Here is an 18,818-nt window from a genome sequence, read left to right on the forward strand (position 1 = left end):
GAGGGGCCGGCGCGCTCCGCTTCAGGCGCGAATGTGCCCGGAACCGGACTCGAACCGGTACGCCCCCGAGGGGCAGCGAGGTTTAAGCTCGCCGTGTCTGCATTCCACCATCCGGGCAGGGCGCGCGGCCGCGACAATGGCTCAGAGCCTATCCGCAGGCATCCCCCGAACAGCGGTACATCGCCCCAATGCTGTCTTATTTTATGGGCGCTTGATGGACCGTCACACAGTGGACGGAACCTCCGTCGCATGCCCGACCAGGTGCGGAGCCGTACCGTCCGCTGTCGGTGCGTGTACGGGATTGACGGAAAGTAGCCCTCTTCCGCTCGGGTCGGACCGTCCTTTCGCCCTTCCCGCCGGCCACGGGCGCCCCCGCTCCGGAGCCCTGCCCCGCTCTCGGGGTCGCCGTCATACTCAAGGAGGACGGAGGCCTGCCCGGGTCAGACCCGAGAGGGGCCGGGGAACGGGCACGCGGACTGACTCGCGGACGTAAAAGCGAGGTGAGGATGGGAAACGTCCCCCCAAGCGTCCCGACAGGAGCACCACTGTGACCACGTTCCCCCACGCCATGCAGCAGCACCGCGCCGTAGCGGTGGCGGCCCGCGCCACCGAGCTGTCCAAGGTCTACGGGCACGGTGAGACGCAGGTCGTCGCGCTGGACCGGGTCTCGGTGGACTTCCGGCAGGGCGAGTTCACGGCGATCATGGGCCCGTCGGGCTCCGGCAAGTCGACGCTGATGCACTGCGTCGCCGGCCTCGACTCCTTCTCCTCCGGTTCGGTGCGGATCGGCGAGACCGAGCTCGGCGCCCTCAAGGACAAGCAGCTGACCCAGCTGCGCCGGGACAAGATCGGCTTCATCTTCCAGGCGTTCAACCTGCTGCCGACGCTGAACGCGCTGGAGAACATCACGCTGCCGATGGACATCGCGGGCCGCAAGCCCGACCAGGCCTGGCTGGACAAGGTCATCGAGATGGTCGGCCTCTCCGGCCGGCTCAAGCACCGCCCCTCCGAGCTGTCCGGCGGCCAGCAGCAGCGCGTCGCCGTGGCGCGTGCCCTGGCCAGCCGCCCGGAGATCATGTTCGGCGACGAGCCGACCGGAAACCTGGACTCGCGCTCGGGCGCCGAGGTGCTGGGCTTCCTGCGCAATTCGGTACGGGAGCTGGGCCAGACCGTTGTCATGGTCACGCACGACCCGGTCGCCGCCTCCTACGCGGACCGCGTCATCTTCCTGGCCGACGGCCGCATCGTCGACGAGATGCTGCACCCGACCGCCGACGGCGTACTCGACCGGATGAAGGACTTCGACACCAAGGGCCGTACGAGCTGACCTCCCGCTCCGGCTTTCCGGGGCCCCGTGCGCCGCAGCGCTCCGGCCCCTCCCCCATCCAGGCTTCCCGACCCTCCAGGACGTAACTCCCATGTTCCGCACCGCCCTGCGCAATGTGCTCGCGCACAAGGCCAGGCTGCTGATGACCGTGCTCGCCGTGATGCTCGGCGTCGCCTTCGTCTCCGGCACCCTGATCTTCAGCGACACCCTCCACAACGCCTTCCGCCAGCAGTCGAGCAAGGGGCTCGACAAGGTGGCCGTCGGCATCACCGACTACGGCACCCCCGCGGACGCCGCCGAGCAGCGGCCCGGCATCAGCCAGGCCCAGCTCGACAAGATCGCCGCCCTGCCCGGCGCGGAGCACGTCACCGGCGCCGTCGACGGCTTCGCGGGCGCCGCGAACCGCGAGGGCAAGCTGATCGCCCAGGGCTGGTCCAACAAGGGCGGGAACTTCGCCCCCGGCAAGGACGGCAAGGACTGGCGCTACGCCTTCACCGGCGGCAACGGCCCGGCGAACGCCGGGGAGATCGCCCTCGACACCAAGACCGCCGAGAAGGGCGGCTACAAGGTCGGCGACAAGATCCGCGTCGCCACCAACCGGCCGGTGAAGGAGTACACCCTCAGCGGTGTCTTCACCACCGACCAGGGCGCCGTCAACTCCGGTGGCAGCCTGGTGCTGTTCGACACGAAGACCGCCCAGGACCTCTTCCTCAAGCCCGGCTACTTCGCCTCGGCCACCGTCACCGCCAAGGCCGGCACCGACCAGGCCGCGCTCCAGCAGGCGATCGAGCCGCTGGTGTCCAAGGAAGCCGAGGTGCGGACCGGCACGCAGCTCGCCGCCGAGGAGGAGAGGATGGTCACCGAAGGCACCAAGACCCTCACCCAGGTTCTGCTGGGCTTCGCCGGGATCGCCCTGTTCGTCGGCGTCTTCCTGATCTCCAACACCTTCACCATGCTGGTCGCCCAGCGCACCAAGGAACTCGCGCTGATGCGCGCCGTGGGCGCCTCCCGCAAGCAGATCACCCGCTCGATCCTGGCCGAGGCCGGCATCGTCGGACTGATCGCCTCGGTGATCGGCTTCGCGCTCGGCCTGGGCATGGCCTCGGGCCTGGGCCCGGTGATGGACGCCATGGACGCCCAGCTGCCGTCCGGTCCGCTGGTCATCGGTCTGACCCCGGTGCTCGCCTCCCTCGCCGTCGGCGTGCTGATCACGATGTTCGCCGCCTGGCTGCCCGCCCGCCGGGCCGCGAAGATCCCGCCGGTCGCCGCGATGAGCAGCGTGCACGCCACCCCGTCCGTGAAGTCCCTGGTGGTACGGAACGTCATCGGCGCCCTCGTCACCGCCCTCGGCGCGGCCACCGTCGTCGGCGGCGCGGCCATGGGCAAGGAGACCGGCCGGATACTCATCGGCGGCGGCGCCTTCCTCGCGCTGATCGGCATCATCATCCTGATTCCGCTGCTGTCGCGGCCGGTGATCGCCCTGGTGCGGCCGCTGCTGCACCGGGTGTTCAAGGTCTCCGGCAAGCTGGCCGGGCTGAACTCGGTCCGCAACCCGCGCCGCACCGGCGCCACCGCCTCCGCGCTGGCCATCGGCCTCACCCTGGTCACCGGTCTCACCGTGCTCGGCGTGACCATGGGCCAGGCCATCGACCGGCAGACCACCGACGTGGTCAAGGCCGACTACATGGTCTCGATGGCCAACAAGTCCTCCATGGACAAGACCGTCATCGAGGCGCTCGCCAAGGCGAAGGGCGTCACCGCCTCCTCCCCGCAGCAGTTCGGCTCCCTGAAGGGCCCGGGCGACTCCTACCAGAACGCGGTCGGCGTCACCCCCGGTGACGTGCAGAAGGTCCTGAACCTCCCGGTCGTCAAGGGTTCGCTGGGCGGTCTGGACCGCGGTGAGGTAGGCGTCGACGAGAAGACCGCCACGGAGGAGGGCTACCGGGTCGGCCAGAAGCTGGACCTGGCCTACGAGGACGGCACGAAGGCCAAGTTCACCGTCGGCGGCATCTACGCCAAGAACGAGTTCATCTCCGGCATCATGGTCGACGCCAAGGGCCTGAGCCGGCACACCCCCGAGCCGCTCATCTACTCGGCGTACGTCGCCATGGACGGCGGCGCGAACGCGGCCAACGCGCAGTCCCTGGTGGACTCCCTCGGCAAGAACCCGGCGATCGTCATCATGGACAGCGACGACATCCGCAACGAGTTCGGCGGCGTCGTCAACCAGATGCTCAACATCATGTACGGGCTGCTCGCGATGGCCCTGATCATCGCCGTGCTCGGCGTCGTCAACACCCTGGCGATGTCCGTCTTCGAGCGCCAGCAGGAGATCGGCATGCTGCGGGCGATCGGTCTGGCCCGCACCAAGGTCAAGACCATGATCCGCCTGGAGGCCGTGGTGATCTCGGTGTTCGGCGCGGTGGTCGGTGTGGTCCTCGGTACGTTCCTGGCCTGGGCCATCGGCCAGACCGTCAAGGACCAGGTGGTCGGCTACTCCCTGGTCGTCCCGTGGGACCGGATCGGCATCTTCCTGGTGCTGGCGGGCGTGGTCGGCGTACTGGCCGCCATGTGGCCGGCCCGCAGCGCCGCCAGGCTGAACATGCTCGCCGCCATCAAGGCCGAGTAGCCCGGGACGCCAGGACGGGCAGGACAGTCAGGGACAGGGGCGGCCCCCGCGACGTGCACACGTCGCGGGGGCCGCCTTCGTACGTGCTCCGTATGTGCTCCCGTACGAGCTCCGTACGTGCCCGGGTCAGGAGCCCTTGCAGTAGCTCATGATCTTCGCGTGGTTCTCCTTGAACTGGTCGTAGAGCGCCGCGTTGTCGATCTTCAGCAGCGTCTCGTCGTTGGCGCGCAGCGCCGCGTAGCTGTAGTTGTGGCTGCCGGTGAAGACCAGCTTGCGGCCGGCCCTGCCCTCGTAACTGCCGTTCACCAGGATGTACTTGGAGTGCAGGCCGACCGGGTTCTTGCCGGGGCGGGCCTCCGCGCACTCGACGCGCTCGGTGAGCTTGCCCGCCAGGATCCTGGAGACGTCCGGGCTCATCGCCGTACCGCCGTCGTTGGCCATGATCACCTTGCAGCCCGCGCCCGTCATCGACACCAGCTTCTCGGCCACCTCGCGGCGGGAGAAGAGGTTGGCGGCGACGCGCACCTCGGTGCCGGCCTTGCAGTCGACGTTGCCGAGGATCAGGGAGACGGTGTCGGTGGAGGCGTCGTCGTTCCACTTCTTGCCCGCGGCTTCCTTGCGGGGGAAGAAGTAGGTCTTGTACGCGCCCGCCGAGGGGGTCTTGTAGTAGTCGTTGTTCACCTTCCGGGTCGCCAGATCGGCGAAGTAGTCCTGGTAGACGCCGTAGAGCCCGGCGTCGACGAGGGTGACCGCGTTGTTGAACAGGTCGGTGCGCTGGAGGCTCGTCATGTTGGCCGAGGCCTGGACGACGACGTTCTTGGTGCCGCCGGACTCGGAGAACAGCCAGAACTTGTTGTGGTTGATCGAGCCGTCGCCCGAGCCCGCGACCAGCTCGCGCGAGCCGATGCAGCCCCGGTTGACACCGCAGTTGGTGACGAAGGAGCCCTTGGACTGGTCGGTGCCGAGCGCGGTCTTGAGGGCGTTGTACTGGCCGCCGTCGCCGGTCGCCGCGTTGTCGATGACGATCTTCACGTTGACGCCGCGCTGCTTGGCGTCCGCGAGGGCGCCGGAGACCTGGGTGTCGGTGAAGGAGTAGAGCCCGGCGGTGATGGTGGATCCTGCCGGGGCGCCCTCGATGAGGCCCTTCACATGGTCCCGGATCCGGCTCTGGGCCGCGCTGTCGCCCGCCGGGTCGTTGAACGTCGCGGTCGTCGTCACTGCCGCCGCCTCGTCGGCCCCGCCCGCGAAGGCGGTGACCGGCACGGCGAGCGCCACCACGGCGGCTCCCGTTCCCCACAGCCACATCCGCTTCGTCCGCGCGTGCTTCCGGTGCTGCTGCACGTCGATCCCCTCTTTCCTGACGTGTACAGAAAGTGCCCCGCAGGGCGAGAAATACGGAGAACTCCGCGCTCGGGGCCTCTGGGCCCTCGGAGCACGGAGTTCCGCAACTTCCGAACCTATCCGCGTCAGGAGCGGAGCCCGGCGTTCTCCCTCAGGTGGTCACTCACCCCACACACGGGCGCGCAGCGGCATCCCCGAGGCGCCGGAGCGCTCCGGGCGCACCGCCAGCACCTGGTTGACGCCGATCCTGTTGCGCTCGAAGGAGAGCGCGGAGGCGGCCATGTAGAGGCGCCAGACGCGTGCCCTGCCGGGGGTGACCGTGCGGACGGCGGCGTCCCAGTTCTTCTCCAGGCGGGCGACCCAGTGGCGCAGGGTCAGCGCGTAGTGCTCGCGGATGGACTCCAGGTCGCGGACCTCGAACCCGGCCTCCTCCAGCTGTTCCACGGTCCGTCCCACGGGGGCCAGTTCGCCGTCCGGGAAGACGTATCTGTCGATGAACTCGTCGACCTGGTAGGCCCCTTCGTCGGCGACCGGCCGGCGGGCGATCTGGTGGTTGAGCAGCCTGCCGCCCGGCTTGAGGAGCGCGTAGAGGTCGGCGGCGTACTCGGCGTACTGGACGGCACCGACGTGCTCGGCCATGCCGATCGAGGAGATCGCGTCGTACGGCCCGTCACGGACGTCGCGGTAGTCCTGGACGCGGATCTCGATGCGGTCGGTGAGCCCTTCCTCGGCGATGCGCTTGCGGGCGTACGCGGCCTGTTCGGTGGAGAGGGTGACCCCGGTGACGTGCACGCCGTAGGTGCGGGCGGCGTGGATGGCCATCGAGCCCCAGCCGCAGCCCACGTCCAGCAGGCGCTGTCCGGGCTTCAGGTCCAGCTTGCGGGCGATCAGGTCGAGCTTGTCGTGCTGGGCGTCTTCGAGGGTGGCGGTCGGGTCGGCGAAATAGGCGCAGGAATAGACCATGGAGGGGCCGAGGACCAGGGAGTAGAAGTCGTTGCCCACGTCGTAGTGGTGACTGATGGATTCCTTGTCCCGGCGCTTGGTGTGCAGCGGTCCGGTGTGGCGGCGCAGTTCCTCGGCGGGCGGGGGCGGCGGCGGGAGCGGCCCGCCCAGCTTGAGCAGTTCGCGGGCGGCGGCCCGCAGCTTGGGGTCGCGGACCGGGTGCACGGACTTCTGCCCGTCGTCGCCGTCGTGTTCCCAGATCAGACCGGCGAGCCGGTCCAGGGCCTCGTAGAGGTCCCCCTCGATGTCGAGCTCACCGGCCACCCAGGCGCGGGCGAGGCCCAGTTCGCCGGGCTTCCACAGCAGCCGGCGCACCGCCCTGCGGTCGCGCACGGCCAGGACGGGGGCGCCGGGCGGTCCGGCTTCGCTGCCGTCCCAGGCGCGGATGCGGACCGGGAGCGGGGTGGAGAGGAGTTCCTCGGCAAGAGTGGTCAGCCGCTGCGCGGCATCGGCCATGGTGCACACCTCCGTGTCGTATCGACGTACCTCTCGAATAACACCGGCGGGCGGCCCCCGCATCCCGGATTCCGGCAACGAGAAGGCAAAATACATGGCCGTTACATGCACATCTGCGGGGGTATGCCGAAGGGGCCGTCCGCACCACGGATGGCGGACGGCCCCTTCGGAAGGGTTACTGCGGGTGTGGCCGGCCGGGCGTCAGGACGCCTTGACCTCGGCCTTCTTGGGCTCGGCGGCGGCCGGGACCTTCACCGCGTCGACCGGAGCCGGAGCGGGCTTGGCGGCCTCGTAGAACTCCTCGCGGGGAGTCTCCATGGCGCCGAGCGAGACGACCTCGCGCTTGAGGAACATCCCCAGCGTCCAGTCGGCCAGCACGCGGATCTTGCGGTTGAACGTCGGCATCGCCATGCCGTGGTAGCCGCGGTGGGCGTACCAGGCGAGACGGCCCTTGAGCTTGATCTTCATCTTGCCCATGACGATCATCGCGACGCCCTTGTGCAGGCCGAGACCCGCGACCGCGCCCTTGTTGGCGTGGCTGTACTCCTTCTGCGGGAAGCCCCGCATGCCGGAGACCACGTTGTCGGCGAGGACCTTGGACTGGCGCAGCGCGTGCTGGGCGTTCGGCGGGCACCAGGCGTTCGGGTTGCCGGCCTTGCGGCCGACCAGGTCCGGAACCTGGGCGTTGTCGCCCGCGGCCCAGATGTAGTCGCTGCCCTGCACCTGGAGGGTGGCCTGGGTGTCGACGTGACCGCGCGGGCCGAGCGGCAGGCCGAAGCGGGCCAGGGCCGGGTTCGGCTTGACGCCGGCGGTCCACACGATGGTGTTGGAGTCGACCTCAAGGCCGTTCTTGAGCACCACGTGGCCGTCGACGCAGGAGTCCATCGACGTCGAGAGGTGAATCTCGATGCCGCGGCTCTCCAGGTGCTCCTTGCCCCAGCGGCCCAGCTCCGGGCCCACCTCGGGAAGGATCTTGTCGGCGGCGTCGACCAGCACGAAGCGCATGTCGTCGCGCGAGACGTTGCTGTACTGCTTGGCCGCGTCGCGGGCCATGTCCTCGATCTCGCCGATGGTCTCCGCGCCTGCGAAGCCACCGCCGACGAAGACGAAGGTGAGCGCCCGGCGGCGGACCTCTTCGTCGTGCGTCGAGTCGGCCTTGTCGAGCTGCTCGATGACGTGGTTGCGCAGACCGATGGCCTCTTCGACGCCCTTCATGCCGATGCCCTGCTCGGCGAGGCCGGGGATCGGGAAGGTGCGCGAGACCGCGCCCATGGCGATGACCAGGTAGTCGAAGGGCAGCTCGTAGGCCTCGCCGACGAGCGGCGAGATCGTGGCGACCTTGCGGTCCTGATCGATGGTGGTGACCCGACCGGTGAGCACCTCGGCCTTGGGAAGGACGCGTCGCAGTGGTACGACGACGTGCCTCGGCGAGATGTTGCCGGCGGCGGCTTCGGGCAGGAAGGGCTGGTAGGTCATGTACGAGCGCGGGTCGACGACCGTGACGGTCGCTTCCGCATAGCGCATCTTCTTGAGAATGCGCTGTGCCGCGTACAGGCCTACGTACCCACCGCCTACTACGAGGATCCTGGGACGCTCCGTGGTGCTCATGCAATCGAGTATCCACCCCGTCCGAGGGGGTACCTCGTGAGCCCCTTCACAAGGTCTGCGGACCCCTCTGTTACACTCCGCGGCCCACGTGACTCAGGTCATGACCGGACGGGGAACCGCACCACCCCGGGAGTCGTTGAAAACCCCTCCCCAGCAGGCCCGATGGCCTCTCGCGTCCACTGGACCACTTATCCGCTTCATACATATGTCACACGCCCGGAACGGTCCGAAATGCACGCACTAGGGCCGTCCGGCCCGTCCGACCGGCCCTGGGACCGAAAAAAGGGGCCCATCGGGCCCCTTTTCCTTGTGAAGAACTTCACGAACTTCGTTTGGTGAGCTTCCGGGTCAGGCGATCGACCAGCCGATCCCGTCCAGAATGTCGTGTTCCGAGACCACCACTTCCGCCGCCCCGGTCCGCTCCATGAGGGCCAGCAGGATCAGCGCCCCGGACACGATGACGTCCACCCGGCCCGGGTGCATCGGGCCGATCGCGGCCTTCTCGTCGTGGGTGGCGGCGATCAGCGACTCGGTGATCGCGCGGACCTTCGCGTACGGGATCCGGGAGTGGTGGATGGCCCGGGTGTCGTACTCGGGCAGCCCCAGCGCGATGGCGGCCACCGTGGTCACCGAACCGGCGAGCCCCACCAGGGTGCGCCCGCCCCCGGCCAGCGGCACGCTCTGCCCGGCCAGGTCGAGCGCCGCCTCGATGTCGGCACGGATCGCGGCCACCTCGTACGGGGACGCGGGGCTCGCGGGCGCGTGCCGCTCGGTCAGCCGTACGCAGCCGATGTCCACGGACCGAGCCGCCTCGACGGACTCCCGGCCCGCCACGATCTCGGTCGAGCCGCCGCCGATGTCCACGACCAGGTACTCCTGACCGCTGCCGGCCAGCTCCTTGGTGGCACCGGTGAAGGAGAACTCGGCCTCCTGGTCCCCGGTGATCACCTCGGGCTCGACGCCCAGGATCTCCAGCACCCCGCTGACGAACTCGTCGCGGTTCTCCGCGTCGCGGGACGCGGAGGTCGCCACGAAGCGGACCTTCTCGGCCCCGAGCGACTTGATGATCTCCGCGTACTCGCGGCAGGCGGCGAAGGTGCGCTCCAGCGCCTCCGGGGCCAGGCGCCCGGTCCGGTCCACGCCCTGGCCGAGCCGGACGATGGTCATCCGCCGGTCCAGGTCGACGAGTTCACCCGTCGCCGGGTCGGCGTCGGCGACCAGCAGGCGGATGGAGTTCGTACCGCAGTCGATGGCGGCGACCCGGGTCACTTGGCGGCCTCCGCGTCCGCGCAGGGCGTCACGCACGCGCCCTTGGCCCACCACTCGGGCAGCAGCGCGAGGGCCTCGTCGCCGAACGGGTTCACGCCGGGTCCTGCGACCAGCGAGTGGCCCACCAGCACGTGCAGGCACTTCACCCGGTCGGGCATCCCGCCGGCGCTCGGGAAGCCCACCAGCTCCTCGATGGCGTCGCGCCGCTTGAGGTAGTCCTCGTGCGCGGCCCGGTAGGTGTCCGCCAGCTCGGGGTCGGTGGCGAGCCGCGCCTGCATCTCCTTCATCAGGCCGGAGCCCTCAAGGGTGCCGATCGCGCCCGTCGCCCTGGGACAGGTCATGTAGTACAGCGTGGGAAACGGCGTGCCGTCCTCCAGCCGAGGGGCCGTCTCGACCACGTCCGGGTTGCCGCAGGGGCAGCGGTGCGCGATGGCGCGCAGCCCGCGCGGCGGGCGGCCCAGCTGGAGCTTGAACGCCTCGATGTCCCTCTCGGTGGGCTCGGTGCGGGGCGTGGTCGGGGGCGGGGTGTCCATGCGTGCCTTCTGTCGTGTGTCTGCGAGGTTCTACGGGTTCTGCTGCTGCCCCCGAGGGGCCGGGGAGGTCCGTACGGGTGCGGGTGGGTGCGTGCCGGGCCCGGTTACGGCTCCTGCCGGTCGGCCTCGTCGACGCCGCCCCACACGTTCGAGTACCAGGGCTGGTCGGCCGCGTCGCCCTCGCCGGGGCGGCGGGTGGCGCCGCCCGCCTCGGGGTCGTACACCGTGAAGCCGGTCTCGCCGGGCTTCACGTAGTGAAGGTGCTCGCGGGAGAGCCGCACGATGTACGCGTCGTCCTGGAGCCTGGCCTTGGCGTCGCGCAGCTGCTCGACCCGGCGCTCGGCCTCGTTCTTGGCCTGCTCGGTCTCGGCGATCTCGGTGCGCTGGGAGAAGTACTGCCGTATCGGGTACGCGAGGGCGACCACCAGCGTGCACATCACCAGGACCAGCAGGGCCGCCCGGCCGGTGAGCCGGGAGCGGCGGGCCTGACGGCGGGTCTGGGAGCGGTAGACCCGGGCGGCGGTCTGCTCGCCGAGCAGCCGCAGCCTGGTCGTCGTGGAGAACCGGTCCTTGCCTGCCACTTGCCGCCTCCCCGTCACGCGCCTACGTCCCCGGACACGGTACGGGACCGTGGCCGGGGACGTAGGGACGACTGGCCTGCCGGCCGGGGCTACGAGGAGCGATCAGCTCTGGAGGTGATCGCTCCTCGACTGGTTCAGCCTCGACTGGTCCGGCCTTGACTGGTTCAGCCCTTGAAGCGGGGGAACGCCGAGCGGCCGGCGTACACCGCGGCGTCGTCGAGGATCTCCTCGATGCGCAGCAGCTGGTTGTACTTGGCGACGCGGTCCGAGCGGGCCGGGGCGCCGGTCTTGATCTGGCCGCAGTTCACCGCGACCGCGAGGTCGGCGATGGTGACGTCCTCGGTCTCGCCGCTGCGGTGGCTCATCATGCACTTGAAGCCGTTGCGCTGGGCGAGCTCGACGGCGTCCAGCGTCTCGGTGAGCGAGCCGATCTGGTTGACCTTGACGAGCAGGGCGTTCGCGGAGTTCTCCTCGATGCCGCGGGCCAGGCGCTCCGGGTTGGTGACGAAGAGGTCGTCGCCGACGATCTGGACCTTGGAGCCCAGCTTGCCGGTGAGGACCGCCCAGCCCGCCCAGTCGTCCTCGTACAGCGGGTCCTCGATGGAGACCATCGGGTACGCGGAGACGAGCTCCTCGTAGTACTCGGTCATCTCGGCGGCCGAGCGGGACTTGCCCTCGAACTCGTACTTGCCGTCCTTGTAGAACTCGGAGGCGGCGACGTCGAGCGCGAGCGCGATCTGCTCGCCGGGGATGTAACCGGCCTGCTTGATGGCCTCGACGATGAGGTCGAGCGCGGCGCGGTTGGACTCCAGGTTCGGGGCGAAGCCGCCCTCGTCACCGAGGCCGGTGGACAGGCCCTTGGTCTTCAGCACCTTCTTGAGGGTGTGGTAGACCTCGGCACCCCAGCGAAGGGCCTCGGAGAAGGACTCCGCGCCGATCGGGGCGATCATGAACTCCTGGATGTCGACGTTGGAGTCGGCGTGCGACCCACCGTTGAGGATGTTCATCATCGGGACGGGCAGCAGGTGCGCGTTCGGACCGCCGAGGTAGCGGAACAGCGGCAGGTCGCTGGCCTCGGACGCGGCGTGCGCGACGGCGAGGGAGACGCCCAGGATGGCGTTGGCGCCCAGCGAGCCCTTGTTCTCGGTGGCGTCGAGGTCGAACATCGCCTGGTCGATCAGGCGCTGCTCGGTCGCGTCGTAGCCGACGAGCTCCGGGCCGATCTGCTCGATGACGGCGAGGACGGCCTTCTCGACACCCTTGCCCATGTAGCGGTTGGGGTCACCGTCACGAAGCTCGATGGCTTCGAAGGCACCGGTGGAGGCGCCGGACGGGACAGCAGCACGACCCGTGCTGCCGTCGTCGAGGCCGACCTCGACCTCGACCGTGGGGTTGCCTCGGGAGTCCAGGATTTCCCGGGCTACGACGACGTCGATGGACGGCACGAGCATCTCCTTATGGGATGTGACGCTTGGGGAGGCGCCGCTGGGGGCGCACGGTGCAGGGTCGCTTTCGGCCTTGCGACAAGAGCCTAACCGGACCGGAGCCATCGGCCAGCCGATCGACCGTCCCGTGGGACGAAAAGATGCCCGAATGCCTGTAATACAGGACGAAGGACCTACTGACTTCTCACTGTCCGTGATCCCTGCGTTCACCTTTTGTACGTAAGGCGTGCGTACCCCTGCGTATCGGTGGACGTAAAAGACCCCGGCCGGGCGCGTACGGGGGGAAGTCGCGCCTGGCCGGGGTCCGGCATGGGGGTCGGCGGGGGTGGGCCGCCGCCCCCACGGGGGTCAGCTCAGGTGGAGCTGCTGACCCGGGTAGATGAGGTCGGCGTTGGAAACGACGTCCTCATTCAGGTCTGCGAGGTGCTGCCAGCCGCCCTTGACGCCCTTGGCCTCGGCGATCTTCGAGAGAGTGTCGCCGGACTTGACCCTGTACTCGCCGTCACCCTTCTTGATCTGGCCGCCGGCCTTGGACTCGACCTTGGGGACCTCGACCTTGGGGGCCTGGCGGGTCTCGCTGCGGGAAGCGGGCGCCTCTTCGCGCTTCTTCTCCACCTTCGGGGCGGACTGCTTGGCGGAGCCCGAGCCGGTGCTGACGCCCGGGTCGACACCGTCGTTGCTCAGGTTGCCGGCGCCCGCGCAGGCCCAGGCACCCGGGCCCTGCATGTCGAGCAGCTTCTCGGCGGTGGCTATCTGCTGGCCCTTGGAGGCCTGGTCGGCGCGCGGGGCGTACTGGGTGCCGCCCGCGGCGGCCCAGGAGGACTGCGAGAACTGCAGACCGCCGTAGTAGCCGTTGCCGGTGTTGATGGACCAGTTGCCGCCCGACTCGCACTGGGCGACGGCGTCCCAGGTGTCGACGGAGGCGGCGGAGGCCGTGGAGGCCCCCATCAGCGGGGCGGCTACCGCGACACCGGCGACGCCGGCGTAGGCGGCGACGCGGGTGGCCTTGGACGGACGGCGGTGCTTGCCCTTGCTGAAAAGCGACATGGATATCTCCTCACCGACGCCTTCGAGGTGAGCTGTCGGGTTCGGGCTGTGAGTTCGCCCGGTCGCTTTCCCGGTCCGCATCCGTCATGACTGCGTTCCGCTCGGCGACTTCACCCCTAGCCGTTTCCGTACGTCTCTCAACGTCCGGGCCCGGCACTTACCTTGGGTCCCCCGCTCCTGCCTACGGCGCTTTACGCGACGACTGCTCCCGGGCCCCGTCGGCAGGATTCGGCGTGACGGGTACCGGTGCTCACCGGTGGCGAGCGAGGACGACCGTAAACACAGGAGTCCCCGATGTTCAAAGAGGCACATCGGGGACATCTCACCCCTCCTTGCCCTCCTCCAACCCTCGTTTACGCAGGTCAGAAGGGGCGCAGCAGGAGCTCCCGGCAGCGACACGCCAGTTGGGGCGAAGAGACTCATGTCTCACTCGCGCAGAACCGGACATTCACCCCTGAACTACCCGTGTTTTGTGACGGTTTCCGGGTTGCCGGGTGGCTATTTCTCGCCCAGTTCGAGGTGCTGGCCAGGGCGGATGAGGTCCGGGTCGTCGCCCAGCTCGGTCCGGTTGGCCTCGTAGAGCGCCGGCCACCCGCCGGGCAGCTTCGCCTCGTCGGCGATGTGCCAGAGGTTGTCACCGGGACGCACGGTGTACGTGTCCTCGACGACGGGCCCCGCAGGGGACTTGCCGCCCCCTCGGGAGGCGTGCCGTCCGGACTCGCGGTCGTCCGTCGCGGGCGGGGCGGTGGGGTCGGTGGCGGGGCCCTCGGAGGGGCTCGCCGAACCGTCCGTACCGGGAAGGGAGTTCTCGGGGGCGGGGGTGCCCCGGTGCTTGCCGCTGCCGTTGCCGTCGCCCCGGGCGGCGTCGCCGCCGGCGGAGGCGGTGGGGTCGGGGGCGGGGGTGCCGGGGGCGGGGGTGCTCGGGAGGGGCGTGCCGGGGAGGGGCGTGCTCGGAATGGTGCCGGGCACCGAGGGGTCGGCGCTCGGGTCGGTGCCGGGGGTGGCGGCCGGGTCGGTGCCGGTGGCCGGGTCGGTGCTCGGGGTGGCGCCCGTGCCCGCGTCGGCGCCCGTGCTCGGCGACACGCTGGTGCTGGGGGTCGGCTGGACCGGCTGGGCCGGCTCGATGGGCTTGGCCGGGATGGTCGACTGCGCGGGGCCGGTCGACTCGTCCGGCCGCGCGCTCTGCCCGCCGTCCGGCGTGCCGGGTCGCGCGGACCCCGCCGCGGGTGCGGACGGGTCCTTGGACCCCGTACCGGGATCGGCGGCGTCCACCCCGCCGGAACCCGACCCTCCGCCGGAAGCGGAACCGGAGCCGGCCCCACCGCCCGGCGCGAGCCCGGATATGACGGCACAACTGGGCCACGCCTGCGGCCCTTCGGCCGCCAGCACCTTGTCCGCGATCCTGATCTGCTGCGAACGACTGGCGAGGTCGGGACGCGACGCGTACGCGCCGCCCCCGTACTGGTCCCACTTCTCCTGCGAGAACTGGAGCCCGCCGTAGTACCCGTTGCCCAGGTCGGCGCTCCACATGCCGCCGCTCTCGCACTCGGCGACCCGGTCCCAGGTCCCCGCCTCGGCCGCTCCCGCGCTGGTCGCCCCGAGGAGCGGAATCGCGATTGCGGATCCGGTCACCCCGGCCGCGACGATGAGAGCGGGTGCCTGACGCGGACGACGGTGCCGACCGTTCCCGGTACGCATGCGATTGCCTTTCAGCTGACGATGACTCGGCTTCCGGCCGTAACTGCCGAGTCGCGTGTGAAGGTAGCGGCACTCGAACACCCGTCACAAGTCAATGCAGTGCAGATAACGCGAAGGTCACATTGCTGACGGAGTGTCAACTGGACGGCCCGCCGCCGATTACTCCTGCCTTACGGAATATGCCGCCCCGCCCCGGCGGACCGGCTCGGCGGGCCCCTTGTGAGCACGCCCGGTAACGTCGTGGCGTGAACACGCCGCACCCCACTCCCGAACTCTTCACCTGGGAGTTCGCCACCGATCCGTATCCCTCGTACGCCTGGCTGCGGGAGAACTCACCCGTCCACCGGACCACTCTGCCCAGCGGGGTCGAGGCATGGCTGGTCACCCGGTACGCCGACGCTCGGCAGGCGCTCGCCGACCAGCGGCTGAGCAAGAATCCGGCACACCATGCCGAGGACGCGGCGGGCAAGAGCAAGACCGGTATCCCCGGGGAGCGCAGCGCCAATCTGATGACGCATCTCCTCAACATCGACCCGCCCGACCACACCCGGCTGCGGCGGCTCGTCTCGAAGGCGTTCACCCCGCGCCGGGTGGCGGAGTTCGCGCCCCGGGTGCAGGAGCTGGCCGACGACCTCCTGGACCGGTTCGCGGCAAAGGGCGAGGCCGATCTCATCCACGAGTACGCGTTCCCGCTGCCGATCTACGCCATCTGCGATCTGCTGGGCGTCCCCCGCGAGGACCAGGACGACTTCCGCGACTGGGCGGGCATGATGATCCGGCACGGCGGCGGCCCGAGGGGCGGGGTCGCCCGGTCGGTGAAGAAGATCCGCAACTACCTCGCCGAGTTGATCCACCGCAAGCGCGAGACGCTGGGGGACGACGACTCGGCGGACGACCTGATCTCCGGTCTGATCCGGGCCAGCGACCACGGTGAGCACCTCACCGAAGAAGAAGCCGTCGCGATGTGTTTCGTGCTTCTCTTCGCGGGTTTCGAGACCACGATCAATCTGGTCGGAAACGGGGCACTCGCCCTGATGAAGAACCCCGCTCAGAAGGCCCTTCTCCAGGAAAGCCTCGAACGCGGCGAAACCGCCCTTCTCGAAACGGGTATCGAGGAACTGCTCCGTTTCGACGGGCCGGTGGAAATGGCCACGTGGCGTTATGCGACGCAGCCGCTGGAAATCGGTGGCGTGCCGATCGCCGTCGGCGATCCGGTGCTGGTCGTACTGGCCGCCGCCGACCGCGACCCGGCGAAGTTCGACGGCCCGGACGTCCTCGACCTCGCCCGCAAGGACAACCCGCACCTGGGCTACGGCCACGGCATCCACTACTGCCTGGGCGCCCCGCTCGCCAGGCTGGAGGGCCAGACCGCCCTGGCCACTCTGCTGCGCAGGCTGCCGGACCTGGAGTTGGCGGTGGCCCCGGAGGAACTGCGCTGGCGCGGCGGGCTGATCATGCGGGGGCTCCGGGTGCTGCCGGTGGCCTTCACGCCTCGTTGACCTCCTCAAGGCCCTCCAGGGCGGCACGTGCGGCGAAGTGGCCCCCGGCGGCGGCCTTGCGGAGCCATCTGCGAGCCTCCGCCGAATTCCCGTCCTGGAGGAGCAACTGCCCCCACTGGTAGGCCCCGTAGGCGCTGCCGGACTCGGCGTCCTCTCGGATGAGATCGCAGCCCTCGCTCCGGTTTCCCTCTCTGATCAGCAGCGCGCCGAGGTTGTTCTTGGAGTACGGGTGGTTCTGCTCGGCGGCCAGCCGGTAGAGGAGCACGGCTTCCGCGCGGGACGCCTTGTCCTTGCGGCGGCTGAGCAGCATCGCCAGGTTGTGCATGGACCTGGTGTCTCCGGCGAGTACGCCCACGCGGTACCAGTACTCGGCCTCTTTCGGATCGCCCGCGTCGAGGAGGAGGCCTCCCAGGTTGGCGGCGGCCTCGTCTCGGTAGTTTCCCTCGGCCGCCTGACGGTAGCGGCGCAGCGCTTCGTCCACGCTGCTGGTGCCCACCAGCATGTTGCCGAGGCGGTAGGCGGCCTCCGAGTTGCCGGCGTCCGCGGCGACGCCGAGCCATTGTTCGGCCTGGTCGCGCAGGATGAGGCCCAGCGTGCAGGCGGCCTCGTTGTCCCCCTCCTTCGCGGCCATTTCGAGGTACTTGACCGCCTCCTGCTCATGACCTGGCCCCTCGGCGAGCAGCGCGCCGAGTTCGGCGGCGGCCTCCACACTCCCGGAGTCGGCCGCCCTGCGGTACCAGTCCATGGCCCCGGTGATGTCCGACATGAACCTTCCGAGTGCGGTCATGGCGGTCAGGTCTCCGGCTTCCGCGCGCGGGCGCAGGAATGCGCAGTACCCGGCCTCCAGAGCGTCCCGGTCGACCCCATCCATGTCCGTCACTTCGGCGAGTACGTGTTCCCAGACCTCGGCGGACACCGGCTCCGCTTCGGCGGTCAGCGCCCCGTGCACCCGCCAGGTTCCGAGGTTTGGGCCCGGTACGAGCAGGCTCAGGCCGGGGACGCCGAAGTGGTCGGCGGTTGCCCAGGCGAGTGCCTCGTCGAAGGACTCCCGGGAGAGGTCGCAGTCCCTGGACGGAGCCTTCTCGTGCAGGCGTACGAGCAGGGCCTCCGGTACGGGGTGCCGTACGCCGCAGCGGAAGAGGTTCACGGCCGCCTGGACCAGGAGGCGGCCCCGGGGGTGCTTGTCGCGGTTGCCCGGGCGCTGCCACTCCTCGTCCATGAGGTGGCCGAAGGCCAGATGGGCCGGGACGCCCTCGGTTCCGTACTGCTCGCACGCCTCGCTCAGCCGGGGGTCGTACGGGGACTCCCCCGCCCGCGCGAGTTCCTGACGGCTCCAGCGCCGGTCGAGCTCGACCGTCTGCGCCATCGACAGCACGCGTTCGGTGCGGTCCTTGTAGTAGTCGTCGGCGTCCATGGTCGCGAACACCACCGCGCCGAGGGCCGTCAGCTGGGTCACCAGGTTCTGGGTCAGGCCGCGTTGACCGCGATGCCCGCTCAGTTCGTCGAGCCACAGGACGTACTTGGCCGGCCGTGGTTCGTCGGCCCCGACGGCCAGCGGGCGGAAGACGCCGAGCTGGGTCCTGAGCGTGCCGGGCAGGACGCGCAGGTCGTCACCCGGTTCGGGGGCGTACATCCGGTGTCCGTCGAGCTGGGTCACCGCGTGCCAGGCGGTGTACGAGATGCCGGAGAGCCGCTTGCCGAGGAGCAGGACGAGGCCGCCGCGCTGGAGCTTGCCGAGGAGTTCGGCGTCGCGGTCGCGCGTGACGTACGAAGGAATGGCGGGCATCGAGGGGACCTGGCGGGCGAGGCGTACGCCGAACTCGGTGGGGGCGACCGAGGCGACCGGGCGCCAGTCCTCCGGGGCGGGCGGCGGGGTGGGGTGGGAGTAGGTGTGGGAGTAGTTGTTCTGGACGGCGATGAGGTCGCCGCCGTGGAGGTCGTTGCCGGTGAGGTCGACGTAGTCGCCCTCGACCTGGTGGTGGATGGGGACGGTGTAGCCGGCACGCGTCACGGACGGGGGGACGTGGATGTCGGGGAGGTCGACACCGAAGGGCTTCTCGGGCCATTCCCGCGCGGTGTCCCGGGCATCGCCGGTGTCGTGGCTGCCTTGGGTGTCGAGCGCGTCGAGGATCCCGCGTACCTGCGCGATCCTGTCGGGGTTGGCCTCTTCGAGGTCCGACAGCCAGTCCCGCCAGTTGCCGTGCTTTTCACCGGCGTCGATGCTCGGCAATGTCAGGGCATGGGTCGTGCCCGTTCCGTCGGCCGCGTTCTCCAGCTTCCTGCGGACGAGGTCCCGCTCGGCGGACTTCGCGGCGCGCGCCAGCCTGTGCGCCAGGACATCCAACTCCGTTGCCACGCGCGCCCCCTACAGCACTAGAACGGC

At 69.8% G+C, this 18,818-nt stretch carries 13 protein-coding genes, 1 tRNA gene and 1 riboswitch; of the genes, 3 read left to right on the forward strand and 11 right to left on the reverse strand.

From position 1 onward, the window contains the following. Positions 1-34: 34 nt before the first annotated feature. Positions 35-117 (reverse strand) — tRNA-Leu (locus ACZ5PB_RS16335). Positions 118-568: 451 nt separating this feature from the next. Between ACZ5PB_RS16335 and ACZ5PB_RS16340 the strand changes: the two genes are divergently transcribed. After that, a complete protein-coding gene (locus ACZ5PB_RS16340; RefSeq protein ID WP_468692092.1) occupies positions 569-1,327 on the forward strand; it encodes an ABC transporter ATP-binding protein in 759 nt (252 codons plus the stop codon). A 91-nt stretch (positions 1,328-1,418) separates the two neighbouring features. Next, positions 1,419-3,956 (forward strand): ABC transporter permease, encoded by a 2,538-nt coding sequence (locus ACZ5PB_RS16345; RefSeq protein ID WP_468691647.1) that lies wholly within the window; start codon positions 1,419-1,421, stop codon positions 3,954-3,956. Positions 3,957-4,082: 126 nt separating this feature from the next. Here ACZ5PB_RS16345 and ACZ5PB_RS16350 read toward each other — a convergent pair whose 3' ends face one another. The 9 genes from ACZ5PB_RS16350 to ACZ5PB_RS16390 all read right to left on the reverse strand — a co-directional run bounded on the left by ACZ5PB_RS16350 (position 4,083) and on the right by ACZ5PB_RS16390 (position 14,870). Beyond that, positions 4,083-5,297 (reverse strand): phospholipase D-like domain-containing protein, encoded by a 1,215-nt coding sequence (locus tag ACZ5PB_RS16350; RefSeq protein WP_468691648.1) that lies wholly within the window; start codon positions 5,295-5,297, stop codon positions 4,083-4,085. Positions 5,298-5,456: 159 nt separating this feature from the next. Then, positions 5,457-6,755: a class I SAM-dependent methyltransferase gene (locus ACZ5PB_RS16355; protein ID WP_468691650.1), complete on the reverse strand. Its 1,299-nt coding sequence runs from the start codon at positions 6,753-6,755 to the stop codon at positions 5,457-5,459. 201 nt (positions 6,756-6,956) lie between these two features. Continuing rightward, positions 6,957-8,363: an NAD(P)/FAD-dependent oxidoreductase gene (locus ACZ5PB_RS16360; protein ID WP_468691652.1), complete on the reverse strand. Its 1,407-nt coding sequence runs from the start codon at positions 8,361-8,363 to the stop codon at positions 6,957-6,959. 348 nt (positions 8,364-8,711) lie between these two features. Then, complete coding sequence (locus ACZ5PB_RS16365) at positions 8,712-9,632, reverse strand: Ppx/GppA phosphatase family protein (RefSeq protein ID WP_468691654.1); 921 nt, start codon at positions 9,630-9,632, stop codon at positions 8,712-8,714. After that, positions 9,629-10,165: a DUF501 domain-containing protein gene (locus tag ACZ5PB_RS16370; protein ID WP_468691656.1), complete on the reverse strand. Its 537-nt coding sequence runs from the start codon at positions 10,163-10,165 to the stop codon at positions 9,629-9,631. The genes ACZ5PB_RS16365 and ACZ5PB_RS16370 overlap by 4 nt, the downstream gene beginning before the upstream one ends. A gap of 104 nt (positions 10,166-10,269) precedes the next feature. After that, positions 10,270-10,746, reverse strand: coding sequence for an FtsB family cell division protein (locus tag ACZ5PB_RS16375; protein ID WP_468691658.1), 477 nt, complete (start codon positions 10,744-10,746; stop codon positions 10,270-10,272). 164 nt (positions 10,747-10,910) lie between these two features. Next, complete coding sequence (eno, locus tag ACZ5PB_RS16380; protein ID WP_362418002.1) at positions 10,911-12,197, reverse strand: phosphopyruvate hydratase; 1,287 nt, start codon at positions 12,195-12,197, stop codon at positions 10,911-10,913. Positions 12,198-12,539: 342 nt separating this feature from the next. Continuing rightward, on the reverse strand, positions 12,540-13,238 hold the full coding sequence (locus tag ACZ5PB_RS16385) for a transglycosylase family protein (RefSeq protein ID WP_468691661.1): 699 nt from the start codon (positions 13,236-13,238) through the stop codon (positions 12,540-12,542). A 2-nt stretch (positions 13,239-13,240) separates the two neighbouring features. Continuing rightward, positions 13,241-13,437, reverse strand: a riboswitch (cyclic di-AMP (ydaO/yuaA leader). A 299-nt stretch (positions 13,438-13,736) separates the two neighbouring features. Continuing rightward, complete coding sequence (locus ACZ5PB_RS16390; RefSeq protein WP_468691663.1) at positions 13,737-14,870, reverse strand: transglycosylase family protein; 1,134 nt, start codon at positions 14,868-14,870, stop codon at positions 13,737-13,739. Between the two features lie 311 nt (positions 14,871-15,181). On the opposite strand from ACZ5PB_RS16390, the gene ACZ5PB_RS16395 reads away from it, so the two are divergent. Next, entirely contained in the window at positions 15,182-16,435 is a 1,254-nt protein-coding gene (locus ACZ5PB_RS16395) for a cytochrome P450 family protein (protein ID WP_468691665.1), read from the forward strand. On the opposite strand, the gene ACZ5PB_RS16400 is transcribed toward ACZ5PB_RS16395, so the two are convergent. Then, complete coding sequence (locus tag ACZ5PB_RS16400; protein ID WP_468691667.1) at positions 16,422-18,791, reverse strand: tetratricopeptide repeat protein; 2,370 nt, start codon at positions 18,789-18,791, stop codon at positions 16,422-16,424. The genes ACZ5PB_RS16395 and ACZ5PB_RS16400 overlap by 14 nt on opposite strands. Positions 18,792-18,818 lie beyond the last annotated feature (27 nt).

The sequence above is a fragment of the Streptomyces sp. NPDC032721 genome, from assembly GCF_055579625.1.

Coding starts and splice junctions, on each gene's coding strand:
- ACZ5PB_RS16340 (WP_468692092.1), top strand. CDS start 569: ATGCAGCAGCACCGCGCCGTAGCGGTGGCGGCCCGCGCCACCGAGCTG.
- ACZ5PB_RS16345 (WP_468691647.1), top strand. CDS start 1,419: ATGTTCCGCACCGCCCTGCGCAATGTGCTCGCGCACAAGGCCAGGCTG.
- ACZ5PB_RS16355 (WP_468691650.1), bottom strand. CDS start 6,755: ATGGCCGATGCCGCGCAGCGGCTGACCACTCTTGCCGAGGAACTCCTC.
- ACZ5PB_RS16360 (WP_468691652.1), bottom strand. CDS start 8,363: ATGAGCACCACGGAGCGTCCCAGGATCCTCGTAGTAGGCGGTGGGTAC.
- ACZ5PB_RS16370 (WP_468691656.1), bottom strand. CDS start 10,165: ATGGACACCCCGCCCCCGACCACGCCCCGCACCGAGCCCACCGAGAGG.
- eno (WP_362418002.1), bottom strand. CDS start 12,197: ATGCTCGTGCCGTCCATCGACGTCGTCGTAGCCCGGGAAATCCTGGAC.
- ACZ5PB_RS16385 (WP_468691661.1), bottom strand. CDS start 13,238: ATGTCGCTTTTCAGCAAGGGCAAGCACCGCCGTCCGTCCAAGGCCACC.